At 40.9% G+C, this 20,680-nt stretch carries 15 protein-coding genes, 3 rRNA genes and 1 pseudogene; 9 read left to right on the forward strand and 10 right to left on the reverse strand.

Annotated elements, in window-relative coordinates:
* The first annotated feature begins 6 nt into the window (after positions 1-6).
* Positions 7-2,892, forward strand: a complete 2,886-nt coding sequence (locus tag AC0VZ4_RS01620) for a type I restriction endonuclease subunit R (protein ID WP_475440719.1) — start codon at positions 7-9, stop codon at positions 2,890-2,892.
* A gap of 133 nt (positions 2,893-3,025) precedes the next feature.
* Here the strand turns inward: AC0VZ4_RS01620 and AC0VZ4_RS01625 are convergent, their stop codons facing one another.
* Entirely contained in the window at positions 3,026-4,270 is a 1,245-nt protein-coding gene (locus AC0VZ4_RS01625) for a type II toxin-antitoxin system HipA family toxin (RefSeq protein ID WP_475441599.1), read from the reverse strand.
* 50 nt (positions 4,271-4,320) lie between these two features.
* Here AC0VZ4_RS01625 and AC0VZ4_RS01630 point away from each other — a divergent pair.
* Positions 4,321-5,489 (forward strand): IS3 family transposase gene (locus AC0VZ4_RS01630; RefSeq protein ID WP_475440720.1). Its coding sequence is split into 2 segments (ribosomal slippage): positions 4,321-4,567 and positions 4,567-5,489, totalling 1,170 coding nucleotides; the frame shifts between segments, so codons are not numbered across the junction.
* A gap of 35 nt (positions 5,490-5,524) precedes the next feature.
* Here AC0VZ4_RS01630 and AC0VZ4_RS01635 read toward each other — a convergent pair.
* The 9 genes from AC0VZ4_RS01635 to AC0VZ4_RS01675 form a co-directional block, all read right to left on the reverse strand.
* Positions 5,525-5,782, reverse strand: coding sequence for a helix-turn-helix transcriptional regulator (locus AC0VZ4_RS01635; RefSeq protein WP_024609406.1), 258 nt, complete (start codon positions 5,780-5,782; stop codon positions 5,525-5,527).
* Positions 5,783-5,942: 160 nt separating this feature from the next.
* Positions 5,943-6,485 carry an HGGxSTG domain-containing protein gene (locus AC0VZ4_RS01640; protein WP_475440721.1) on the reverse strand — a complete coding sequence of 181 codons (543 nt, stop codon included), beginning with the start codon at positions 6,483-6,485 and terminating at the stop codon, positions 5,943-5,945.
* A gap of 153 nt (positions 6,486-6,638) precedes the next feature.
* Positions 6,639-7,547, reverse strand: coding sequence for a YagK/YfjJ domain-containing protein (locus tag AC0VZ4_RS01645; protein WP_475440722.1), 909 nt, complete (start codon positions 7,545-7,547; stop codon positions 6,639-6,641).
* A 196-nt stretch (positions 7,548-7,743) separates the two neighbouring features.
* Positions 7,744-7,971 (reverse strand): helix-turn-helix transcriptional regulator, encoded by a 228-nt coding sequence (locus AC0VZ4_RS01650; RefSeq protein ID WP_475440723.1) that lies wholly within the window; start codon positions 7,969-7,971, stop codon positions 7,744-7,746.
* A complete protein-coding gene (locus AC0VZ4_RS01655) occupies positions 7,968-8,201 on the reverse strand; it encodes a helix-turn-helix transcriptional regulator (RefSeq protein WP_475440724.1) in 234 nt (77 codons plus the stop codon). Before AC0VZ4_RS01655 ends, AC0VZ4_RS01650 begins: the two co-directional genes overlap by 4 nt.
* Positions 8,202-8,325: 124 nt before the next feature.
* Positions 8,326-9,114, reverse strand: coding sequence for a hypothetical protein (locus AC0VZ4_RS01660; protein ID WP_475440725.1), 789 nt, complete (start codon positions 9,112-9,114; stop codon positions 8,326-8,328).
* A gap of 7 nt (positions 9,115-9,121) precedes the next feature.
* The gene (locus AC0VZ4_RS01665; RefSeq protein ID WP_475440726.1) at positions 9,122-9,484 is read right to left on the reverse strand and encodes a hypothetical protein; all 363 of its coding nucleotides are present in this window, start codon (positions 9,482-9,484) and stop codon (positions 9,122-9,124) included.
* A complete protein-coding gene (locus tag AC0VZ4_RS01670; RefSeq protein WP_475440727.1) occupies positions 9,477-10,727 on the reverse strand; it encodes a tyrosine-type recombinase/integrase in 1,251 nt (416 codons plus the stop codon). The genes AC0VZ4_RS01665 and AC0VZ4_RS01670 overlap by 8 nt, the downstream gene beginning before the upstream one ends.
* Positions 10,728-10,909: 182 nt before the next feature.
* Positions 10,910-11,770, reverse strand: a complete 861-nt coding sequence (locus AC0VZ4_RS01675; RefSeq protein ID WP_337150631.1) for a YicC/YloC family endoribonuclease — start codon at positions 11,768-11,770, stop codon at positions 10,910-10,912.
* Between the two features lie 179 nt (positions 11,771-11,949).
* Between AC0VZ4_RS01675 and rph the strand changes: the two genes are divergently transcribed.
* From rph to AC0VZ4_RS01710, 7 genes and pseudogenes are all read left to right on the forward strand, one after another.
* Entirely contained in the window at positions 11,950-12,663 is a 714-nt protein-coding gene (gene rph, locus AC0VZ4_RS01680) for a ribonuclease PH (protein ID WP_002958890.1), read from the forward strand.
* 18 nt (positions 12,664-12,681) lie between these two features.
* Positions 12,682-13,326, forward strand: coding sequence for an orotate phosphoribosyltransferase (pyrE, locus tag AC0VZ4_RS01685; protein WP_096792328.1), 645 nt, complete (start codon positions 12,682-12,684; stop codon positions 13,324-13,326).
* A 56-nt stretch (positions 13,327-13,382) separates the two neighbouring features.
* Positions 13,383-13,763 carry a diacylglycerol kinase gene (locus AC0VZ4_RS01690; protein WP_008139662.1) on the forward strand — a complete coding sequence of 127 codons (381 nt, stop codon included), beginning with the start codon at positions 13,383-13,385 and terminating at the stop codon, positions 13,761-13,763.
* Positions 13,764-14,334: 571 nt separating this feature from the next.
* Positions 14,335-15,870: ribosomal RNA gene (locus AC0VZ4_RS01695) — 16S ribosomal RNA — on the forward strand.
* 297 nt (positions 15,871-16,167) lie between these two features.
* A 23S ribosomal RNA gene (locus AC0VZ4_RS01700) occupies positions 16,168-19,058 on the forward strand.
* 150 nt (positions 19,059-19,208) lie between these two features.
* Positions 19,209-19,323: ribosomal RNA gene (rrf, locus tag AC0VZ4_RS01705) — 5S ribosomal RNA — on the forward strand.
* Together the 16S, 23S and 5S rRNA genes form the textbook arrangement of a ribosomal RNA operon.
* A 518-nt stretch (positions 19,324-19,841) precedes the next feature.
* Positions 19,842-20,638: pseudogene (locus AC0VZ4_RS01710) on the forward strand (VOC family protein).
* Positions 20,639-20,680 lie beyond the last annotated feature (42 nt).

Consider the following 20,680-nt stretch of genomic DNA (forward strand, 5'->3'; position numbering starts at 1 on the left):
GTATAAATGAATTATCAAAGTGAACAACAATTAGAAGATAACTTAATTGCACAGCTTAGCGAGCAAGGCTTTACGCGCGTTATTTTAAAGGACAATGCCGCACTTGAGGTCAATCTTAAGCAGCAGCTTGAAAAAGTGAATGGCTGCACGTTAAGCGATACTGAGTTTACGCAAATATTGGGTAAGCTTGGTAAAGGTAATATATTTGCAAAAGCCAAAACACTGCGCGACCAGCTTGATGTAACACTTGATAACGGCGACAGCAGACACTTAACGTTGTTGTTTGATGAGCCGCAGCTAAATAGCTTTCAGGTGGCGCAACAAATTACAGTAAAGGGCACCTACACTAACCGATACGATGTAACGCTATTGGTTAATGGCTTGCCGCTGATACAAATAGAGCTAAAACGCCGTGGTATTGAACTAAAAGAAGCGTTTAACCAAATTAAACGTTATCAAAAGCATTCGTTTCATGCCAACCATGGTTTGTTTAACTATGTGCAGCTGTTTGTAATGTCGAATGGGGTTAATAGCCAGTACTTTTCTAACAACAGTGAAATGTCGGCTAAGCAAACCTTTGACTGGACTGATAATGAAAATAATAAAATAAGCCAGTTACATGACTTTACCGAAGCATTTTTAACGCCTTCGCACTTAACGCATATGCTCACCAAGTACATAGTGCTTAATGAAACAGGTAAGTACTTAATGGTGCTTAGACCGTACCAGTTTTATGCAGTAGAGGCGATTGTAGAGCAAGTTAAAACCACAACCGATAACGGCTATATTTGGCATACAACGGGATCGGGTAAAACATTAACCTCGTTTAAAGCGGCGCAAATTATGACCTCGCTGAGTGAGGTTGATAAAGTAGTATTTGTGGTAGACCGTAAAGACCTAGATTACCAAACTGCGCTTGAGTTTAATGCGTTTGTAAAAGGCTCTGTAGACAGCACCGACAACACCAGTATGTTATTCCACCAGCTGTTAGATAAGCCAATGAAAGGCAAAAAGGTCAACCAAAGCCGTAATACTAAGCTGGTGGTCACGACGCTGCAAAAACTTAATAACGTGGTGACTAGACAGCGCTATTTAAAAGAAATGCAAAACCTGCAGGATAAGCGCATTGTGTTTATATTTGACGAGTGCCACCGCAGTCAATTTGGCGATACGCATAAAAATATTACCGAATTTTTTAATAACGCGCAGTTGTTTGGTTTTACGGGTACGCCTATATTTGCCGACAACGCCGTTGCTAAAAACTCAGTTAAACGCACCACTAAAGATTTGTTTGGTGAATGCTTACATCCGTATGTAATTGTGGATGCAATACGCGACGCTAACGTGCTTAAGTTTGCTATTGAGTACGTTGGGCGTTATCAGTACAAAGATGGCTCTAACAACAACCTAGATATTGAAGTTGAAGACATTGACACAAAAGAGCTTTTAACCTCGCCTGCGCGCTTAGATAAAATAACCGATTACATTATTGCCCAACATAACCGTAAAACGCATAGCCGTGAATATAACGCTATGTTTTGCGTATCAAGTGTTGCAGAGCTTATTCAATACTATGAGTTGTTTGCGAGTAAAAAAGCACAAGGCAAACACAACCTTAAAATTGCCACCATATTTAGCTACGAGGCCAATGAAGAGGAAGAGTATGAATTAGGTAATGATGATGCGCAAATTAAAGAAATATCAGCCAAGTATTTAAACGAAGGACAAGCCGTTAAACTACATAGCCGCGATAAGTTAGACTCATTCATCAACGACTACAACACAATGTTTGGTACAAGCTACTCCACCAAAGACAGTAAGTTATTTGAAGACTACTACAAAAATATATCTAAGCGCGTTAAAGCCAAAGAGATTGATATATTGCTGGTGGTGAATATGTTTTTAACAGGCTTTGATGCTCCTAAACTCAATACTTTATATGTCGATAAAAACCTTAAATATCATGGTTTGGTACAAGCGTTTTCGCGCACTAACCGTTTATTGGGCGAGACTAAATCGCATGGTAACGTAGTGTGCTTCAGAAACCTTAAAAAAGCTGCCGACACGGCTTTTACGCTATTTTCGAACAAGCAGCCTAAAGAATACATAGAAACACCTTCGTATAATGAGCTGCTTACTGATTTTAACAGCGCCTATGAAGCGCTAATGGCAATTACGCCTACCGTTGATTCAGTAGATGCTTTACCTGACGAAGAGGCTCAGGCGTTGTTTGTGAGGCAGTTTCGTGAGCTTATGCGCTTAAAGAATATGTTAAGCAACTTTGCTGACTTTGATATGGACTCAACCTCCATGGGCGAGCAAGAGTTTCAGGATTATACGAGTAAGTATGCCGACCTTGGCAGGCAGCTACGTGAGAATTCAAGTAAAGAAAAAGTATCGGTTTTAGATGACGTTGATTTTGAACTAGAGCTACTACACAGCGATATAGTAAACGTAACCTATATTTTGCAGTTATTACGAGAGTTACACGGTGAAGAAAGTACGGACGAAAAAGCCCGTAAACGCCAAGTAATAGCAAACCTAATAGCCACAGACCCAACCTTATTAAGTAAAAAAGCACTAATAGATAAGTTTATGGACGAGCACCTACAAGGCATACCCGCCAGCGCTGACGTTGATGAAGAGTTTGAGCTATATTGGGAAAAAGAAAAGCGCCTAGAGCTTGAGAAGTTTGCCCAAGAGCAAAAGCTAAACCAAGAACGCTTAGAAAAGTTAGTAACCCGTTATGAGCTAAGTGACGAAATGCCATTAAGGGATGACTTCGCTGACGTACTAGAAACCAAACCCAGCTTATTACAACGCAAAAAAGTACTGCCCATTATTACCGATAAATTTAAACGCTTTGTAGATACGTTTATGACAGGGTTTTAAAGGGCTGTAGTCGTGTTTTGTGTAAGCCGTCAACGGTTGACGGTTGACGGTTGACGGTTTATGTATCTACACAAACCTTACTCATGTTTATTGATGCTGCGTAAAGTAATTAAAGAGCACTGCAGCTACGCAGCTACTCAAACTTTTTAATTCTGTCGTGGCGGTAGCTTTTAGTTGAATAGCTAGGCGTCATTGTATTTGATACTGAGCTTTCAATTGATGCACGTAATCCATCAAGTAGCTGTACTTCGTTAGAGTGTTTAAGGTAGTCAATAATACCGTCGCTGAGAGATTCTATTATCTCTTTGGCTTTTCTAATTTTAAAGTGAGTGCCCTCAGCCAACTTTAGTAAATAAGACACGTCTGGAAACTCTTTGCTGTTAGCCAATTTGAGTGCCATTTTATTATCGATGGTTTCGTATATTTTTGTGTGTGTTATATCAAACGGTGGTGAGAGATATATGTTTTTCATATCAGGTGTATATTGCAAGGCAAAGTTTTTTAGATGGGCATCGCCGTTACCAATTAAGCAGGTAAATACAATGTACTTGTACATCCTTTCTACTTCGGCTTGGCTGTTTGTATATATATAAGTAGCTTTGAGTAAGGTTTCGTAGCTGCCAGTGTATTTAGCGTCGGGGTCGTTAGTTTTTTTTAGTAAGGTTGTGAAATCTTCATAACCGAGCTTAGTTCCGTCACTTGTTTTATCAAAGCGTTCAACAACGAACGTTTCTAAATTTTCAGACAAGTATGTCTTTGGTGGCTCAAGGCCGCAATGGCGAGCGGCCTCCATACATACAAACTCGTTTACCGTAAGTAATGGAAACTCGGTATCGAATGACTTCACTATTAAATCTTTCTGCGGAATTGTTCTATCGGTTTTAATGGTTGAGGCATTAGGTATGCTTACTTTAGGTTGTACGCCTGCCAACGAGTTTTGTAGGTAGTACTTTTCTAATAACTGAGGGAAAAGTGGTGCATTGCTGTTATAAGTCAAAATATCGCTCAAAGATACAGGCTCAGCCTCTGGTAAGGTAAGCTCACTTTTATATGAAAGCATGCCAATGCCTTGTGTGCTCTGTAAGGCAAGTAAATACATGTCGTTTACTTTGGCGTATCTCGCTAGTTTTTCTGCAATGAATCGACGGTTAAAGCCCTCTGGTAAGTTTTGTGAAAATATAGGGTGAAGAGAACCCGATGAGTAACCATCCATGCCTTTTTTAGTCATAGTAAGTGACACGTGTAGGTTTTCTTGTGTTGGCTGGTAGTGATGTACTGAGCCATGTGTTAGTACGCCAACTTCAGTATAGTCAGTGCATACTGTTATATTTGTAATTTTATTTGGAAGCTGTGGTGTGACACTCTGACGTGGTTTAATGGATTCGACTACCCCAGTTAAGAGATAATCAACTTAACTGGAGATCGATAATGACAAAACGTAAAAAGTATTCCAAAGAATTTAAACTTGATGCTATCGCATTAGTTGTTGAGCAAAACTACTCACAAGCAGAAGCCTCTAGAAATTTAGGGGTAAATCCCAACATGCTTGGTCGCTGGATAAAAGAAGCTGAAAATGATGATGGGCATGCTTTTAGAGGGAACGGTAATTTAACCCCTGAGCAAGAAGAGATCAGAGAGCTAAAAGCGCAAGTGAAACGCCTAGAAATGGAGCGTGAAATATTAAAAAAAGCGACGGTCTTCTTTGCCAAAGAAACGAAGTGAAATATTCGTTCATAACCCAATACAAGAAGACCTGGCCTGTGGCGACAATGTGCCGAATACTGGGTGTAAAAAGTAACAATTACTATAGTTATCAAAAGCGATTCTCAACTAAATCAGAGGATCCAACACATCAAGAAATGATTGATTGTGTCAAGGACATAGCGCACTTCAGTGATAATACTTACGGTGAAAGGCGTATTCAGAAAGTCTTAAATGCACTCGGTTTTCCGGTGAGTCGTTACAAAACAGCACAGCTAATGAAAGAGGCAAATGTCTGGGTGCGTTATAAAAAGAGATACAAAGTGACAACGAATAGTGAGCATAATAAGCCTATTTATCCCAATGTACTTGAGCAAAACTTCAACGTTGAAGCAGCTGATCAAGCCTGGGTACAAGATATCACTTATGTTTGGACTGCAGAAGGTTGGTTGTATCTGGCGGTAGTGATTGATTTATATTCGCGAAAAGTCGTTGGTTGGAGCATGGGCTCACGAATGAAAGCGCAGCTTGTCTGTGACGCACTGACTATGGCGATGTGGCAACGCCAGCCCAAAACAGGGTTAATTATCCATTCAGATCAAGGGGTTCAATATGCAAGCCACCAATATCGTAAATTGCTCAAGTCAAATGACTTCATTGGTAGCATGAGTAAGAAAGGCTGTTGCTGGGATAATGCTGTTGCAGAAAGCTTCTTCGGTAGTTTGAAGCAAGAGCGCGTGCATTGGAAAAACTACCCAACGCGTTATGAGGCTCAACAGGATGTAATGAATTACATCTGTATGTGGTACAACAGTCGTCGCTTACATTCGCACTTAAATTATCAAAGCCCAAATGACTTTGAAGAACGAATCGAAACATTAGATATGGTTTCTTAACTAGGGTGACTGAATTTAGTTGACCACGTCACTCATTAGTCATCCTCCGAGAATATATCTTCAATGGTATCCCAGTCTGGTAGAGAGTGTTGTTTTGAAGTAACTTCAAATTGTAAATCAACTGCATCAAGCAGTCGTTCAAATATATCGAATGAACCAGTAAAGCGACCGTTCTCAATCTCGGAAATCGTTGTTTTATTAATTCCCGCGATCTCTGATAGTTTTTGTTGTGTGTAGCCTAAAGCTTTCCTGCTAGTACTTATTTGTTTGCCAATATCTGCTCTACTCGACATATATTCACTTATTGAATGTTAGCTATATGGCTAGTATATTAGTATATAACTCCAATGTTAGCTATATAGCTAATAAAAATTATCAATATTTCATAGGCATTGCATTATTTATATAAGACGGTTTAGCTTAAAAAACCAAACCGTCAACCGTTGACGGTTACTACCAATTAAACTTAAAGGCTTTATTAATAAGTAAAAATTGCTTTCTTGCTTCACTCATATGCTGGTGGAAATAGGGAGCTTTTACTACCTTCGTGTGGATATGAAAATGGAGGTGTTGACTATCAGTATCTTTGTAATATGCATCAAGAGCCGATTGGATAATAATAAAGCTATCCACGCCATAGCACTCAAGAACGCGATATTTAAAGCATTCTAATGCAACTCTGTGTTGCGCTATTAATGCGTTTAACTCGCTGCTATCTGTATCGTTTAGTTTAGCCATATCGAACAACTGAAGATATGCTTCGATAGAGTATTCACTTAACTCTGGATCATAGCCTTGTATGACGTTCCAACCAGCTCCATTTTTGATAGGGTTAGTACGTACGGCACGTTTGCCTTCAGTTGTTTTTGCACCTGTAGAGCGACCACCATGCAATTTACATCGACCATTACGCTTGTTGCCTAAGCGCTTACAGGGATTGCCTGAACGTGTTTTAGCCCCGCACTTGGGTAGACTTTCTAAATCAAATTTACTCATTTTTTGCCTTTTTATGATCGATCATGTTCGGTTGTTTTTCGGTTCATGGGCTTTGATTTTAGAAAAATTTATTTTCTTTAAAGTTTCTAAAATCGAATGTTTATATGCTTACCACCATGGGGGTAAACATATAAATCAACGGGTTATATTATTTTAATGCCACGTAAAGCGATCACTTAATAGAGTTTTATGTTGTCTGTTCGCGTAAGGTGATCGATCACCTTGTATGTGTATGCTTCGGTTCATAGAGTGCTGCAAGAGTAGGTGATCGTTATTAACTTGACTAGGGTGATCGCTGTGCTGTAATAAGTGATGGAGTTTAGTTTGTATTAATTGTGAACCATTAATACCAGACCATTTTTTTAGTGACTCTATACCACCAGCTTTTGAGTTATTTGACCTTATTAGTTTCGCCTCTTTATTTTGCTGATATGTAATAGCTGGGTTTACAAACATTGTATCGTTTAAGCGTCTGCCAACGTGCTCCTTAGAGTATTCAAGTTTACTAAATAAGTAATTATGCGCCTTAATATTCGCTTCCTTTGTGGCACGTTTAGTTAAATAACTTAAACGGTATAAAGCTGGTTCTATACTAAGCTTATTACCCCTTTGCATTAGGTAGTATGGATGTTTAACGAATGAGGCCGAACCTAGGCCTTCAGATTCCCAAGCATGCTTTAATTGGTAGGTTAGCTTACTGCTATGCTTTATTTTATGCCCACTTAGTAATACAGCTAAGTGATAATGTTGATTTGATGATGTGTCCTTTTCTCTAGCGCATATGAAGGTTACTTTGCAGCTATATTGTTTTGTGAGTATCGATAACTGTTTTTTAATAAACTTTAAGAATGCTTGATTATTAATAGAATAGGATTTAGTACTTAAATCTATTCTTACTACTAACACTTTAGAGTAGTGAGAAAGCATGCATTCACAATGCTTAAACACTTTAGTTAATGCTTTAAAGTCTTGTTGTGGTGCTTTTTTACTACGCAATACACGATAGCTATGATCTTTGTATATAAAATTTACTGAGTTTGCTGTCGTTATTTTAAAGGTCATTGTTATATCTATTTGGTTTAGTTATTAGTAAGTATCTTTCTTATATTATTTAATATCCGCTGCGAAGGGATAAGCGTTTTATAAATAAAAGCTCTTTTAAAATAATAAGTAAGATGTATTTATTGATTGTTGGATTGCGTGTTTTTACTGATCAATTTGCTTCAAAGTGCGTCATCAGCAGGCAAAAAAAAGCAGGTTATTTACCTGCTTTTGAGTGATTTTTAGCTAGCCAATTTTTATAATCTTGAAAATGCCACATGGATCGCCCATTTATTACATGGGCTGGTGGAGGAAAGTGGCCTGAATTTATCCAACGCCCAAGTGTTGATCTGCTGATGTTAAGAAGCTTTTGCAATTCAGGCTTTTTAATCATTCGAGCATCGTCAATATACATAGCAAGATCTGGTAGCTTTTTCTCGTTCATTGAGGTCGCTCCATATTTATTATTTCGCGAGATTTTACAAAGTCTAAAAGCTCGCTTAATAACCAACAAACTCTATCGCTATCGGCATGAAGCTTTCTTCTTTTTGGAAAAAGGCCTTTTTTCTCTAAAGCCCATGCGCTTGTTCGTGAAACTGATGTGATTTTTACGCGCTCGGCTTCTCTCACTAGGCGGTCAGTGAATTGTGTTGTTGGTGCTGTTAGTTGGTTCATATTGGTTTCTCCGGTTCATCATTGTTGATGGGAGAATTATGAAAGAATATAAGGATAGAAAAGCCCTACTCACTAAGTGGGTAGGGCTTTTTTTTACTGTTATCAACTGAAATTTAAGAATAAATTATTTTAATTTATTTCTAATTTCTGCAGTGTTGTATTTTTTCTTTAGCAACTGGCTGAGTTTTATGGGATATGCCTTACCCTTTTCACTTATCAGCTTAGGCTTAGGCAAGTGATTTTTGATATATGCTTCAGTATCTTCACATCTTTTGAATATATGAAAACACTCCAGCTCCTTATTTTTAATATAGAAATCGTAAATAACAGGATGTATCGCTTGAGCTAGAATCTTTTTAGATAGCTTACCGTAATCTCCGACTGAATCTAGGTAATTAGCCATTTCCAATATAAGCGATTTGAGTGAGTCAGTCTTTGCTGCTGTTTTTATTCCACCAGCTTGCGTATCAAGTACACCTTTTTGGAAACCTCTTTCAGCATGCTTTTCCAGATTAACTCTCATATCATGAGCACCAGCATGATAGCCGATAAGAAGCGCACTGGTTAAAGCATCACTTAGCTGATGTTCGCTAGAGTTGTAAGATGAACTCAGAGTATTAGAAATATTTTTCAGCTCGTTATCAACTTCTCTAAGCATTGTGTGCTCATCTTTAGGAAATAGCTCTTTATTAGTCTTTAGCTTTTCAACTCGGTACTTGATTAACTTAAGAAGCTCAATGCCTGAGTACAAAGATTCTAAGGCCACTTTTAAATGATTATCTTGCTTTAGGGCGTCACTGTTTAACTGATTAAAAAGCATTTCAGGAAAAACCATATTCTTTAGATTTTCAATCTGCTGCTTTTTACCATTATTTGTAACGCCAGTAATAGGAGCTGTTTTTGAAGCAGTCATAATAAGCTCAATTATCTTGAATTAAAGGTATAACAACGTTTGCTAATTCATTTAGCGCTTTTTGTCGCTCATCAAAGTAATCGTATCGGTTATATACCCCTTCAACCCCTTTAATCTTATGATTCAAACAGCGCTCGGCTACATTATCAGAAACTCCTAATTGCACCAAAAGACTACGGCATGACCGCCTTAGATCGTGAATTACAAAGTATTCAATACCTACAGGTGAAGCTATTTCTTCTAACTGAGCATAATTAATATCATCCTCATCAATCCCTCCAAGCTCTTGAGCATGTACCAAAAATGGGTGTGATTGAATTTTTAAACCTTCTCGCGGTGTACATTTTGGAAATAATTCAAATTTATTCACTTAAATTAATTCCTTTAGATGTCATTAATATTTTGGCTCTAGGAAGTATTTGATTTGCCATTATACTTGCAAGTTTTCTTCGTTCATCTAAGTAATCATATCTGTTATAAATACCTGCAACACCACTAATAGTATGATTTAGATAACGTGTTACATCGTTTCCTTCATAACCAAGTTCAGCGAATAAGCTACGACATGTTCGTCTTAAATCATGGATAGTAAAGTGCTTAATGCCTCTAGGCTCAAGTAGGTTAGGGTATGATTTTTTGCTAATACTTTTGCCAAACATTTTAGCTAAGGCATGATTTAAAGTGTTTTCGCACATATGACCATCTTTGCTAACTTTTCTTGCTGGGAATACGTATTCGGAGCCACACGATTTTATTTTTAACTCTTCAAATATGGGTATGACTTCGTCAGCAATAGGAATCTGAATATAAACTTCTTTTTTATTTCTTGTGCCTAAATTCCAAATCTTTTCATTAAAATCAAATTCTTCCCACTTTGCTTGAGTAACCTCTGTTTTACGGTTACCAAATACAAGAAGTAATACCATTGCTAAATAGTTATCTCTGGTAAAAACAGTCGAATTCTCTCTGAGTACATCAAATGTACTTTCAATTTCTTGCAGGCTTAATGCTCTTTTTCTACTTTTGGTTTGCCCCCCAGCGTCATTCTGACTAAAAGCTGCAGCAGGGTTTGACTTTGTGAGATCAAGTTTTTGTGCATGTTTAAATAGATTTTTACATAGGTTTAAGCACTTTGTAGATATAGAGGGACGGCCATCATTTACAACTTCTTTTATGATAGCCCTAATATCACGTGCATTTACATCATCAATTTTGAGCTTACCAATGTATGGTTTTATATCTTTAGTATACTGTCTTTCGAGCAAGTGAGGATTTTTTACTTCCTTACTTTTATCTTTAAACCAGTCATTAAATAGATCGTTCATTGTTATGATAGTTTCTTGTCCCTGTCTTACTCTTTCGGCAAGTGGGTCTATACCATTCTTAATTTTCTTATTTATTAAGGCTGCTTCAATTCGAGCGTCAGATAATGTCTTGTCTGGAAAGTTGCTACCTTTTAGAGTCATAAAGTGGCGTTTATTATTGATAGTGTATCGAAGCTCCCAAGCACCGCTTTTTTTATCTTTGCTAGGCTTTATATAAAGGCTGTCACCAACACTAAACCTAAGCGTTTTACAGCTCTTAATATTTGCTTTGATTTCTTTTACATTCATTGAGTTACATCAAAAATGGTTACCAAGGATTATAGAAAGTGGTTACCAAGCGGTTTGGTAACCACTTTGGTAACCACTTGGACACGTACAATAGGGGGTTAGTATGAACGGTAGAAAACAAAAAGCCTAGAAAAATCTAGGCTTTTTAATTGGTTATAAACAAGTTGAAATAGGCCAAAACACTATTCTATGTTCTGGATCTGTTCTCGCATTTGTTCTATCAACACTTTTAGCTCTACGGCTGCAGTAGTAATATCGCTATTAATAGATTTAGATGCTAGCGTGTTAGCTTCACGATTAAATTCTTGCATCATAAAATCTAAGCGGCGGCCACATGCGCCTCCTTTTTTAAGGATTTTTTTAGTTTCTTTAACGTGAGACTTTAAGCGATCTAACTCTTCAGCCACGTCTTGTTTTTGCGCAAGGTAAATAAGTTCTTGTTCAAGGCGCGACTCGTCAATGTTTGCTGTTAAGTCTTCTAGCTTTTGAGCCAGTTTTTCACGCTGCCATTTAGCAATTTCTGGCATATGCGTTTCTACAATTTCTACTTGCTCTAAAATCGCATCAAGACGGGTTGCTATCATTTCTTCAAGGTTTGCACCTTCATCGCCACGCGCCGATTTAAAATCTTCTATTACTTGATCAAGGCCAACAATTAGTGCTGTATTAACGCTATCCATATCAAGCTCTTGTGCTTCCATAACACCAGGCCAACGCAATATATCAACAGGGTTAATATCGCCATTACTTTGTTGTTGAACCCATTTGGCACTATTTATTAGTTGCTCGGCAAGCGCTTGGTTAATTGATAGCTCGCCAACGTGGGCAGGGTTTGCAACAAATTTTAAAAAAACTTCAACTTTACCGCGTTGTAAGTGTTTGCGTAAACGCTCACGAATAACCGGTTCCATGCCACGAAATTGCTCTGGTGCACGAATAAATGTTTCAAGGTAACGCTGGTTCACTGAACGAACTTCCCAAGTGCCAGTTCCCCAATCGCCTTTTATTTCGCGACGCGCATAAGCTGTCATACTGTGGATCATGGATATTTTCCTAAATTTATAAATACAATATTATGATGATTATACCGTAACACTGCTTAAGCTCTAGGGAAAATTTAATACACTGAATATTTTGCATACAGCTATTTATTTAAATCAGCATGGTATCTATACCCACATACACTTATAATGTCGCAAATTCTGAATTAAGGGGATCGTCAATGCGTCCAAGCGAAAGAACACCTAACCAAATTAGACCTGTTACATTTACACGTAATTATACTTTGCATGCTGAAGGCTCAGTACTTGTTGAGTTTGGTAACACCAAAGTACTTTGTACAGCTACTGTCGAATCGGGCGTTCCTCGTTTCATGAAAGGTCAGGGTAAAGGTTGGATCAATGCTGAATACGGTATGTTACCGCGAGCAACGCATACGCGTAATGCTCGTGAAGCTGCACGTGGTAAGCAGGGCGGCCGTACTATGGAAATTCAACGCTTAATTGCACGTGCACTTCGTGCGGCTGTTGACTTAAAAGCGCTTGGCGAAAACACAATTACCATTGACTGTGACGTTATTCAAGCTGACGGCGGTACACGTACTGCTTCTATAAGTGGTGCATGTGTTGCACTTGTTGATGCGTTAACGCATATGCGTGCAAAAGGTATGATTAATTCAAACCCACTTAAACATATGATTGCAGCTATTTCAGTTGGTATATATAAAGGCCAAGCAATTAGCGATTTAGAATACATTGAAGATTCAGCTGCTGAGACTGATATGAATGTAATTTTAACCGAAACAGGTAAAATTATAGAAATTCAAGGTACAGCCGAAGGCGAACCTTTCTCGTTTGATGAGCTAGATGAGTTACTTACTTTAGCTAAACATTCTATTCGTGAAATCATTGACGTACAAAAGCAAGCATTAGCATAAATAGGTAGGCCACTCGATATGAAAGATTATCAAAAAGAGTTTATAGAATTTGCTCTAGAGAAGCAGGTATTAAAATTTGGTGAGTTTACTTTAAAGTCAGGCCGTACAAGTCCGTACTTTTTTAATGCCGGTTTGTTTAATACAGGTCGTGACTTAGCACGCTTAGGTCGTTTTTATGCATCAGCATTAGAAGATTCAGCGATAGAGTATGATGTACTATTTGGTCCCGCGTATAAAGGTATCCCAATAGCGACAACGACAGCGGTTGCATTAGCAGATCACCATGATAAAGATGTACCTTACTGTTTTAATCGTAAAGAGAAAAAAGCACATGGTGAAGGCGGTACATTAGTAGGCTCAGAACTCAACGGCAAAATAATGCTGGTGGACGATGTAATAACCGCAGGTACTGCTATTCGTGAGTCAATGGAAATTATTGCACAAAATGGCGCAGATCTTAGCGGTGTATTAATAGCATTAGATCGCCAAGAAAAAGGTAAAGCCGAGTTATCTGCTATTCAAGAAGTTGAACGCGACTTTAATACCCAAGTGATCTCTATTGTAAAATTAGCTGATCTTATTAGTTACCTTGAAAACCAAGGAACGATGGATGAGCATTTAGCTTCAGTTAAAGCTTACCGTGATCAATACGGCGTAGCGTAAATAAAAAGCCTCGCAGTGCGGGGCTTTATTTTGACCTTCATTCATAGAGTTTATTAATGAAAGATGTATTAAAACCAAATGGCTTAGGCCTTAAGCGTGTTTTTAAAGCAAGTTATTGCTCCTACCTTGGCTTTAAAGCTGCATTCAAAGAAGAAGCAGCATTTAGACAAGAGCTACTCCTAAGCCTTATATTATTCCCTATCTCATTTTGGCTTGCCTCATCATTATTACATTGGGCAGTCCTAGTAAGCTCATTGCTTATTATACTAATAGTTGAATTACTAAATTCTGCCATCGAAGCATTAACTGATCGAGTAAGTACAGAATTACATGTATTGTCAGGCAGAGCCAAAGATATGGGATCTGCAGCCGTAACACTTTCATTAACGATCGTGTTGATCATTTGGGGTGTAAGCCTTTATATGAAGATCGCTTAAGCGCATTTTTAGACAATAAGAAAACTGAAAGTGCCTTTTTTTGTTAATGTTTTGCTAGTTATGTTGTGTTTTTAACCTGTTTAGCTCAAATAGTCAGCGAACAGCACATTATTTCAAGTTTTCTTCAAAAAAGGGTTGATCTGTTTTCGGATCTCCCTATAATGCGACCCCACTGAGACGGGAAAGGCCAACGCATAGCGAGGCACGAACTAATCAGAGAGTTAAATAAAACTTCGGTTTTAAATCTTCTAAAAAGAAAGTTTAAAACAAAGTATTGACTCGAAAAATAAAGGGTGTATTATTCGCATCCCTTGAGGCGCTAAAGCGACTCAAAACGTTCTTTAACAATATAAAGCAATCATCTGTGTGGGCACTCGTACAGATTGAGTTCTAACAGCCAAACTACTTACTCTTTATGGGTAATTAGCGAGGCAAACAAATTAGAGTCTCAATTGAAAACTGAGTGACCAACAGAATAGTTATTTAGGTAATTATTCGGCACAGTCAATTCAATATCGAAAGATATTAAAAATTCAGAATTCATTGAGCTGTCGAAAGACATAAAACTTTTTAATTGAAGAGTTTGATCATGGCTCAGATTGAACGCTGGCGGCAGGCCTAACACATGCAAGTCGAGCGGTAACAGAAAGTAGCTTGCTACTTTGCTGACGAGCGGCGGACGGGTGAGTAATGCTTGGGAACATGCCTTGAGGTGGGGGACAACAGTTGGAAACGACTGCTAATACCGCATAATGTCTACGGACCAAAGGGGGCTTCGGCTCTCGCCTTTAGATTGGCCCAAGTGGGATTAGCTAGTTGGTGAGGTAATGGCTCACCAAGGCGACGATCCCTAGCTGGTTTGAGAGGATGATCAGCCACACTGGGACTGAGACACGGCCCAGACTCCTACGGGAGGCAGCAGTGGGGAATATTGCACAATGGGCGCAAGCCTGATGCAGCCATGCCGCGTGTGTGAAGAAGGCCTTCGGGTTGTAAAGCACTTTCAGTCAGGAGGAAAGGTTAACGGTTAATACCCGTTAGCTGTGACGTTACTGACAGAAGAAGCACCGGCTAACTCCGTGCCAGCAGCCGCGGTAATACGGAGGGTGCGAGCGTTAATCGGAATTACTGGGCGTAAAGCGTACGCAGGCGGTTTGTTAAGCGAGATGTGAAAGCCCCGGGCTCAACCTGGGAACTGCATTTCGAACTGGCAAACTAGAGTGTGATAGAGGGTGGTAGAATTTCAGGTGTAGCGGTGAAATGCGTAGAGATCTGAAGGAATACCGATGGCGAAGGCAGCCACCTGGGTCAACACTGACGCTCATGTACGAAAGCGTGGGGAGCAAACGGGATTAGATACCCCGGTAGTCCACGCCGTAAACGATGTCTACTAGAAGCTCGGAGCCTCGGTTCTGTTTTTCAAAGCTAACGCATTAAGTAGACCGCCTGGGGAGTACGGCCGCAAGGTTAAAACTCAAATGAATTGACGGGGGCCCGCACAAGCGGTGGAGCATGTGGTTTAATTCGATGCAACGCGAAGAACCTTACCTACACTTGACATACAGAGAACTTACCAGAGATGGTTTGGTGCCTTCGGGAACTCTGATACAGGTGCTGCATGGCTGTCGTCAGCTCGTGTTGTGAGATGTTGGGTTAAGTCCCGCAACGAGCGCAACCCCTATCCTTAGTTGCTAGCAGGTAATGCTGAGAACTCTAAGGAGACTGCCGGTGATAAACCGGAGGAAGGTGGGGACGACGTCAAGTCATCATGGCCCTTACGTGTAGGGCTACACACGTGCTACAATGGCGCATACAGAGTGCTGCGAACCTGCGAAGGTAAGCGAATCACTTAAAGTGCGTCGTAGTCCGGATTGGAGTCTGCAACTCGACTCCATGAAGTCGGAATCGCTAGTAATCGCGTATCAGAATGACGCGGTGAATACGTTCCCGGGCCTTGTACACACCGCCCGTCACACCATGGGAGTGGGTTGCTCCAGAAGTAGATAGTCTAACCCTCGGGAGGACGTTTACCACGGAGTGATTCATGACTGGGGTGAAGTCGTAACAAGGTAGCCCTAGGGGAACCTGGGGCTGGATCACCTCCTTATACGATTTAGAACTTATTTGTTCGTAGTGTCCACACAGATGATTGTTAATTAGTGCTTGTTCTTCGGAATAACTAATTAATATGCTCTTTAAAAATTTGGAAAAGCTGATAATAAAATTCTGATAGATACATTGTATTTATCAAGAGTTTTCAAAAGTAAAAAACAATGGTAGCAGTACCATTGAGTGCCATTTAGTTAACTCTTATGAGTTGATTGATTGGTATCTACTTTAGTATTCAATATTGACTTCTGGCGAAGTTAAACTGTCACGAAACAAAGACCCGTTTGGGTTGTATGGTTAAGTGACTAAGCGTACACGGTGGATGCCTTGGCAGTTGGAGGCGATGAAGGACGTATTAACTTGCGATAAGCCTAGTCAAGCTAGTAAAAAGCGCTTGAGACTAGGATTTCCGAATGGGGAAACCCACCTGCTTGCAGGTATCGTTAACTGAATACATAGGTTAACGAGGCGAACGCGGAGAACTGAAACATCTAAGTACCCGTAGGAAAAGAAATCAACCGAGATTCCGAAAGTAGCGGCGAGCGAAATCGGAACAGCCCTTAAGCTCATTATGTGTTAATGGAAGGCTGCTGGAAAGCGCCACGATACAGGGTGATAGTCCCGTACATGAAAAGACATTTTAAGTGAAATCGAGTAGGTCGGAGCACGTGAAACTTTGACTGAATATAGGTGGACCATCATCTAAGGCTAAATACTCCCAACTGACCGATAGTGAACCAGTACCGTGAGGGAAAGGCGAAAAGAACCCCTGTGAGGGGAGTGAAATAGAACCTGAAACCGTGTACGTACAAGCAGTAGGAGCCCACTTGTTGGGTGACTGCGTACCTTTTGTATAATGGGTCAGCGACTTATATTTTGTAGCGAGGTTAACCGAATAGGGTAGCCGTAGGGAAACCGAGTCTTAACTGGGCGACTAGTTGCAAGGTATAGACCCGAAACCCGGTGATCTAGCCATGGGCAGGTTGAAGGTTGAGTAACATCAACTGGAGGACCGAACCCACTAACGTTGAAAAGTTAGGGGATGACCTGTGGCTAGGAGTGAAAGGCTAATCAAACCGGGAGATAGCTGGTTCTCCCCGAAATCTATTTAGGTAGAGCCTCGGACGAATACTTACGGGGGTAGAGCACTGTTAAGGCTAGGGGGTCATCCCGACTTACCAACCCTTTGCAAACTCCGAATACCGTAAAGTAATATCCGGGAGACACACGGCGGGTGCTAACGTCCGTCGTGAAGAGGGAAACAACCCAGACCGCCAGCTAAGGTCCCAAAGTCATAGTTAAGTGGGAAACGATGTGGAAAGGCCCAGACAGCCAGGAGGTTGGCTTAGAAGCAGCCATCCTTTAAAGAAAGCGTAATAGCTCACTGGTCGAGTCGGTCTGCGCGGAAGATGTAACGGGGCTAAACTATGCACCGAAGCTGCGGATTCAGAATTTATTCTGAGTGGTAGGGGAGCGTTCTGTAAGCGGTTGAAGGTGTACCGGGAGGTATGCTGGACGTATCAGAAGTGCGAATGCTGACATGAGTAACGATAATGGGAGTGAAAAACTCCCACGCCGGAAGACCAAGGGTTCCTATCCCATGTTAATCAGGGTAGGGTAAGTCAACCCCTAAGGCGAGGCCGAAAGGCGTAGTCGATGGGAAACAGATTAATATTTCTGTACTCGATATAATTGCGATGGGGGGACGGAGCAGGCTAAGCAAGCATAGCGTTGGTAGTCTATGTGAAAGTGAGTAGGGCGTTTGTTTAGGTAAATCCGGACGAACACTAAACCTGAGACACGAGACGAGTCACTACGGTGATGAAGTTGCTGATGCCATACTTCCAGGAAAAGCCTCTAAGCTTCAGATTATATGGAATCGTACCCCAAACCGACACAGGTGGTCAGGTAGAGAATACTAAGGCGCTTGAGAGAACTCGGGTGAAGGAACTAGGCAAAATCGTACCGTAACTTCGGGAGAAGGTACGCTCCTATCTGTGATGAGACTTGCTCTCTAAGCGGACGGGAGCCGCAGTGACCAGGTGGCTGGGACTGTTTATTAAAAACACAGCACTGTGCAAAATCGCAAGATGACGTATACGGTGTGACACCTGCCCGGTGCCGGAAGGTTAATTGATGGGGTTATCCTTAGGGAGAAGCTCTTGATCGAAGCCCCGGTAAACGGCGGCCGTAACTATAACGGTCCTAAGGTAGCGAAATTCCTTGTCGGGTAAGTTCCGACCTGCACGAATGGTGTAACCATGGCCACGCTGTCTCCACCCGAGACTCAGTGAAATTGAAATCGCAGTGAAGATGCTGTGTACCCGCGGCTAGACGGAAAGACCCCGTGAACCTTTACTACAGCTTGGCACTGAACATTGAACCTACATGTGTAGGATAGGTGGGAGACTTTGAAGCAGCGACGCTAGTTGTTGTGGAGTCAACCTTGAAATACCACCCTTGTAGTTTTGATGTTCTAACGTTGGCCCCTGAATCGGGGTTACGGACAGTGCCTGGTGGGTAGTTTGACTGGGGCGGTCTCCTCCTAAAGAGTAACGGAGGAGCACGAAGGTTGGCTAAGTACGGTCGGACATCGTACGGTTAGTGTAATGGTAGAAGCCAGCTTAACTGCGAGACAGACACGTCGAGCAGGTACGAAAGTAGGTCATAGTGATCCGGTGGTTCTGAATGGAAGGGCCATCGCTCAACGGATAAAAGGTACTCCGGGGATAACAGGCTGATACCGCCCAAGAGTTCATATCGACGGCGGTGTTTGGCACCTCGATGTCGGCTCATCACATCCTGGGGCTGAAGTCGGTCCCAAGGGTATGGCTGTTCGCCATTTAAAGTGGTACGCGAGCTGGGTTTAGAACGTCGTGAGACAGTTCGGTCCCTATCTGCCGTGGGCGTTTGAGAATTGAGAGGGGTTGCTCCTAGTACGAGAGGACCGGAGTGAACGAACCGCTGGTGTTCGGGTTGTCATGCCAATGGCATTGCCCGGTAGCTACGTTCGGAACTGATAAGCGCTGAAAGCATCTAAGCGCGAAGCAGGCCTCGAGATGAGTTCTCACTAGACTTTTAAAGTCTCTGAAGGGCCGTTGAAGACTACAACGTTGATAGGCAAGATGTGGAAGTGGTGTGAGCCATTAAGCTAACTTGTACTAATTACCCGTGAGGCTTAACCATACAACGCCAAACGCGTTTTATGTGATAGTGAAGCAAGCGAAGAAGTTAATATAACTAAAGTAGATATTACTTAGAAAGACTTAAAAAATATTATCAGATATTTTCCAAATTAAGTTAGTGCGCAGAAATACGTATTAACGCCCAAATTTGCTTGGTGACAATAGCGTTTTGGACCCACCTGACTCCATGCCGAACTCAGTAGTGAAACGAAACAGCGCCGATGATAGTGTAGCATTTGCTATGTGAAAGTAGGACATTACCAGGCTTCAAATTGTAGAGAGCCCGAATCTAACGATTCGGGCTTTTTTACGTCTGCAGAAAAGTGAAATGTGCGTAATTAATATACACTCACATCAACACCATCACGTAGGTCGGGCGAGCGCAGCGACTCCCGACACAAAGATAGTGTAGCATTGGCTATGTGATTCTCCACCGCTGTGGGCACTACGACATCACCAGGTTCCAAATTGTAGAGAGCCCGACTAGAAATAGTCGGGCTTTTTTACGTCTTCAGAAAAGTGAAATGCGCGTAATTAACACTCGCTCACACCAACACCCATCACGTAGGTCGGGCGAGCGTAGCGACTCCCGACGCTAGAATCACAACAAAGCCCTCAATATCTCTTTTTTAAATTCATTACTTTAACTTTAGAGTTGTGTCTTAATTTTATCGACTCTGCTTAGTTGTTGCTCTAATCTTAATTTATGATCTGCTTAATTATGTCGTTTATAAAAATGTGACAGAACTTGTTTAGGTGAAATTAGAATAATAAGGGCTTAATAATGAGTGAAGTTGAAAATCATCCGCATGGTATTTTTTGTTGATCAGAGCTTTGTACGCACAATTGGAAAGACGGTAAGGCGTTTTATACATCATTATTTGATAGGGGGTATGACGATCAACCTATTGGAGAGAACATATACTACACCATGCTACAAAAGCAAGGTGATGATATCGCTGCAATATACGAAATGCCTAAAGAGCAAATTAGTGCAGGTAGTATCCCAAGTCATTGGTTGGCTTACATTGCCGTCGATAATGTTGATGATTGTGCGCTAAAAGCGAAAGAGCTAGGTGCTGAAATTATTGCCGGTCCTCATGATGTTATGAATGCAGGTCGCATGCTTATGCTAAAAGATCCAGTAGGCGCAACTGTTGCACTATGGCAGGGGAATGAGCATAAAGGTTGTAAGCGCTTAGGTGAATTAAATACGCCTTATTGGCATGAGTTAGCAACAAGAGATAGTAAAGTAAGTCGAGACTTTTACTGTGCTTTACTAGGCTGGGAAAGCGAGATAAAGCCTATGGAAGGGATGGACTACATTTTATTTTTAGTCGATGGACAACCAATTGCGGTATGCTTGAAATGACAAGTGAATGGCCTGATGATACCGCTGCTCATTGGATGATTTATTTTGCAGTAGAGAGTTGCGATGTAATTGTTAGTAAAGCAGCTAACTTAGGCGGGCAAGTATGTGTTCCTGCAACAGACATCCCCGATGTTGGTCGCTTTAGTGTTATATGCGACCCTCAAGGTGCTGTATTTTCTGTGATCGAATCTGTTATGGATGACGTTTAAATAGTCACATTAGCTTTAGCGTTAATTTACTCGCTAGTTTGT

Source organism: Pseudoalteromonas sp. QJM3NY_22, from assembly GCF_056173065.1.

Bases quoted from the DNA above. Each gene is read 5' to 3' on its own strand.
- AC0VZ4_RS01620 (WP_475440719.1), top strand. From the start codon at position 7: ATGAATTATCAAAGTGAACAACAATTAGAAGATAACTTAATTGCACAG.
- AC0VZ4_RS01635 (WP_024609406.1), bottom strand. From the start codon at position 5,782: ATGTCGAGTAGAGCAGATATTGGCAAACAAATAAGTACTAGCAGGAAA.
- AC0VZ4_RS01640 (WP_475440721.1), bottom strand. From the start codon at position 6,485: ATGAGTAAATTTGATTTAGAAAGTCTACCCAAGTGCGGGGCTAAAACA.
- AC0VZ4_RS01645 (WP_475440722.1), bottom strand. From the start codon at position 7,547: ATGACCTTTAAAATAACGACAGCAAACTCAGTAAATTTTATATACAAA.
- AC0VZ4_RS01650 (WP_475440723.1), bottom strand. From the start codon at position 7,971: ATGAACGAGAAAAAGCTACCAGATCTTGCTATGTATATTGACGATGCT.
- AC0VZ4_RS01655 (WP_475440724.1), bottom strand. From the start codon at position 8,201: ATGAACCAACTAACAGCACCAACAACACAATTCACTGACCGCCTAGTG.
- AC0VZ4_RS01660 (WP_475440725.1), bottom strand. From the start codon at position 9,114: ATGACTGCTTCAAAAACAGCTCCTATTACTGGCGTTACAAATAATGGT.
- AC0VZ4_RS01670 (WP_475440727.1), bottom strand. From the start codon at position 10,727: ATGAATGTAAAAGAAATCAAAGCAAATATTAAGAGCTGTAAAACGCTT.
- AC0VZ4_RS01675 (WP_337150631.1), bottom strand. From the start codon at position 11,770: ATGATCCACAGTATGACAGCTTATGCGCGTCGCGAAATAAAAGGCGAT.
- rph (WP_002958890.1), top strand. From the start codon at position 11,950: ATGCGTCCAAGCGAAAGAACACCTAACCAAATTAGACCTGTTACATTT.
- pyrE (WP_096792328.1), top strand. From the start codon at position 12,682: ATGAAAGATTATCAAAAAGAGTTTATAGAATTTGCTCTAGAGAAGCAG.
- AC0VZ4_RS01690 (WP_008139662.1), top strand. From the start codon at position 13,383: ATGAAAGATGTATTAAAACCAAATGGCTTAGGCCTTAAGCGTGTTTTT.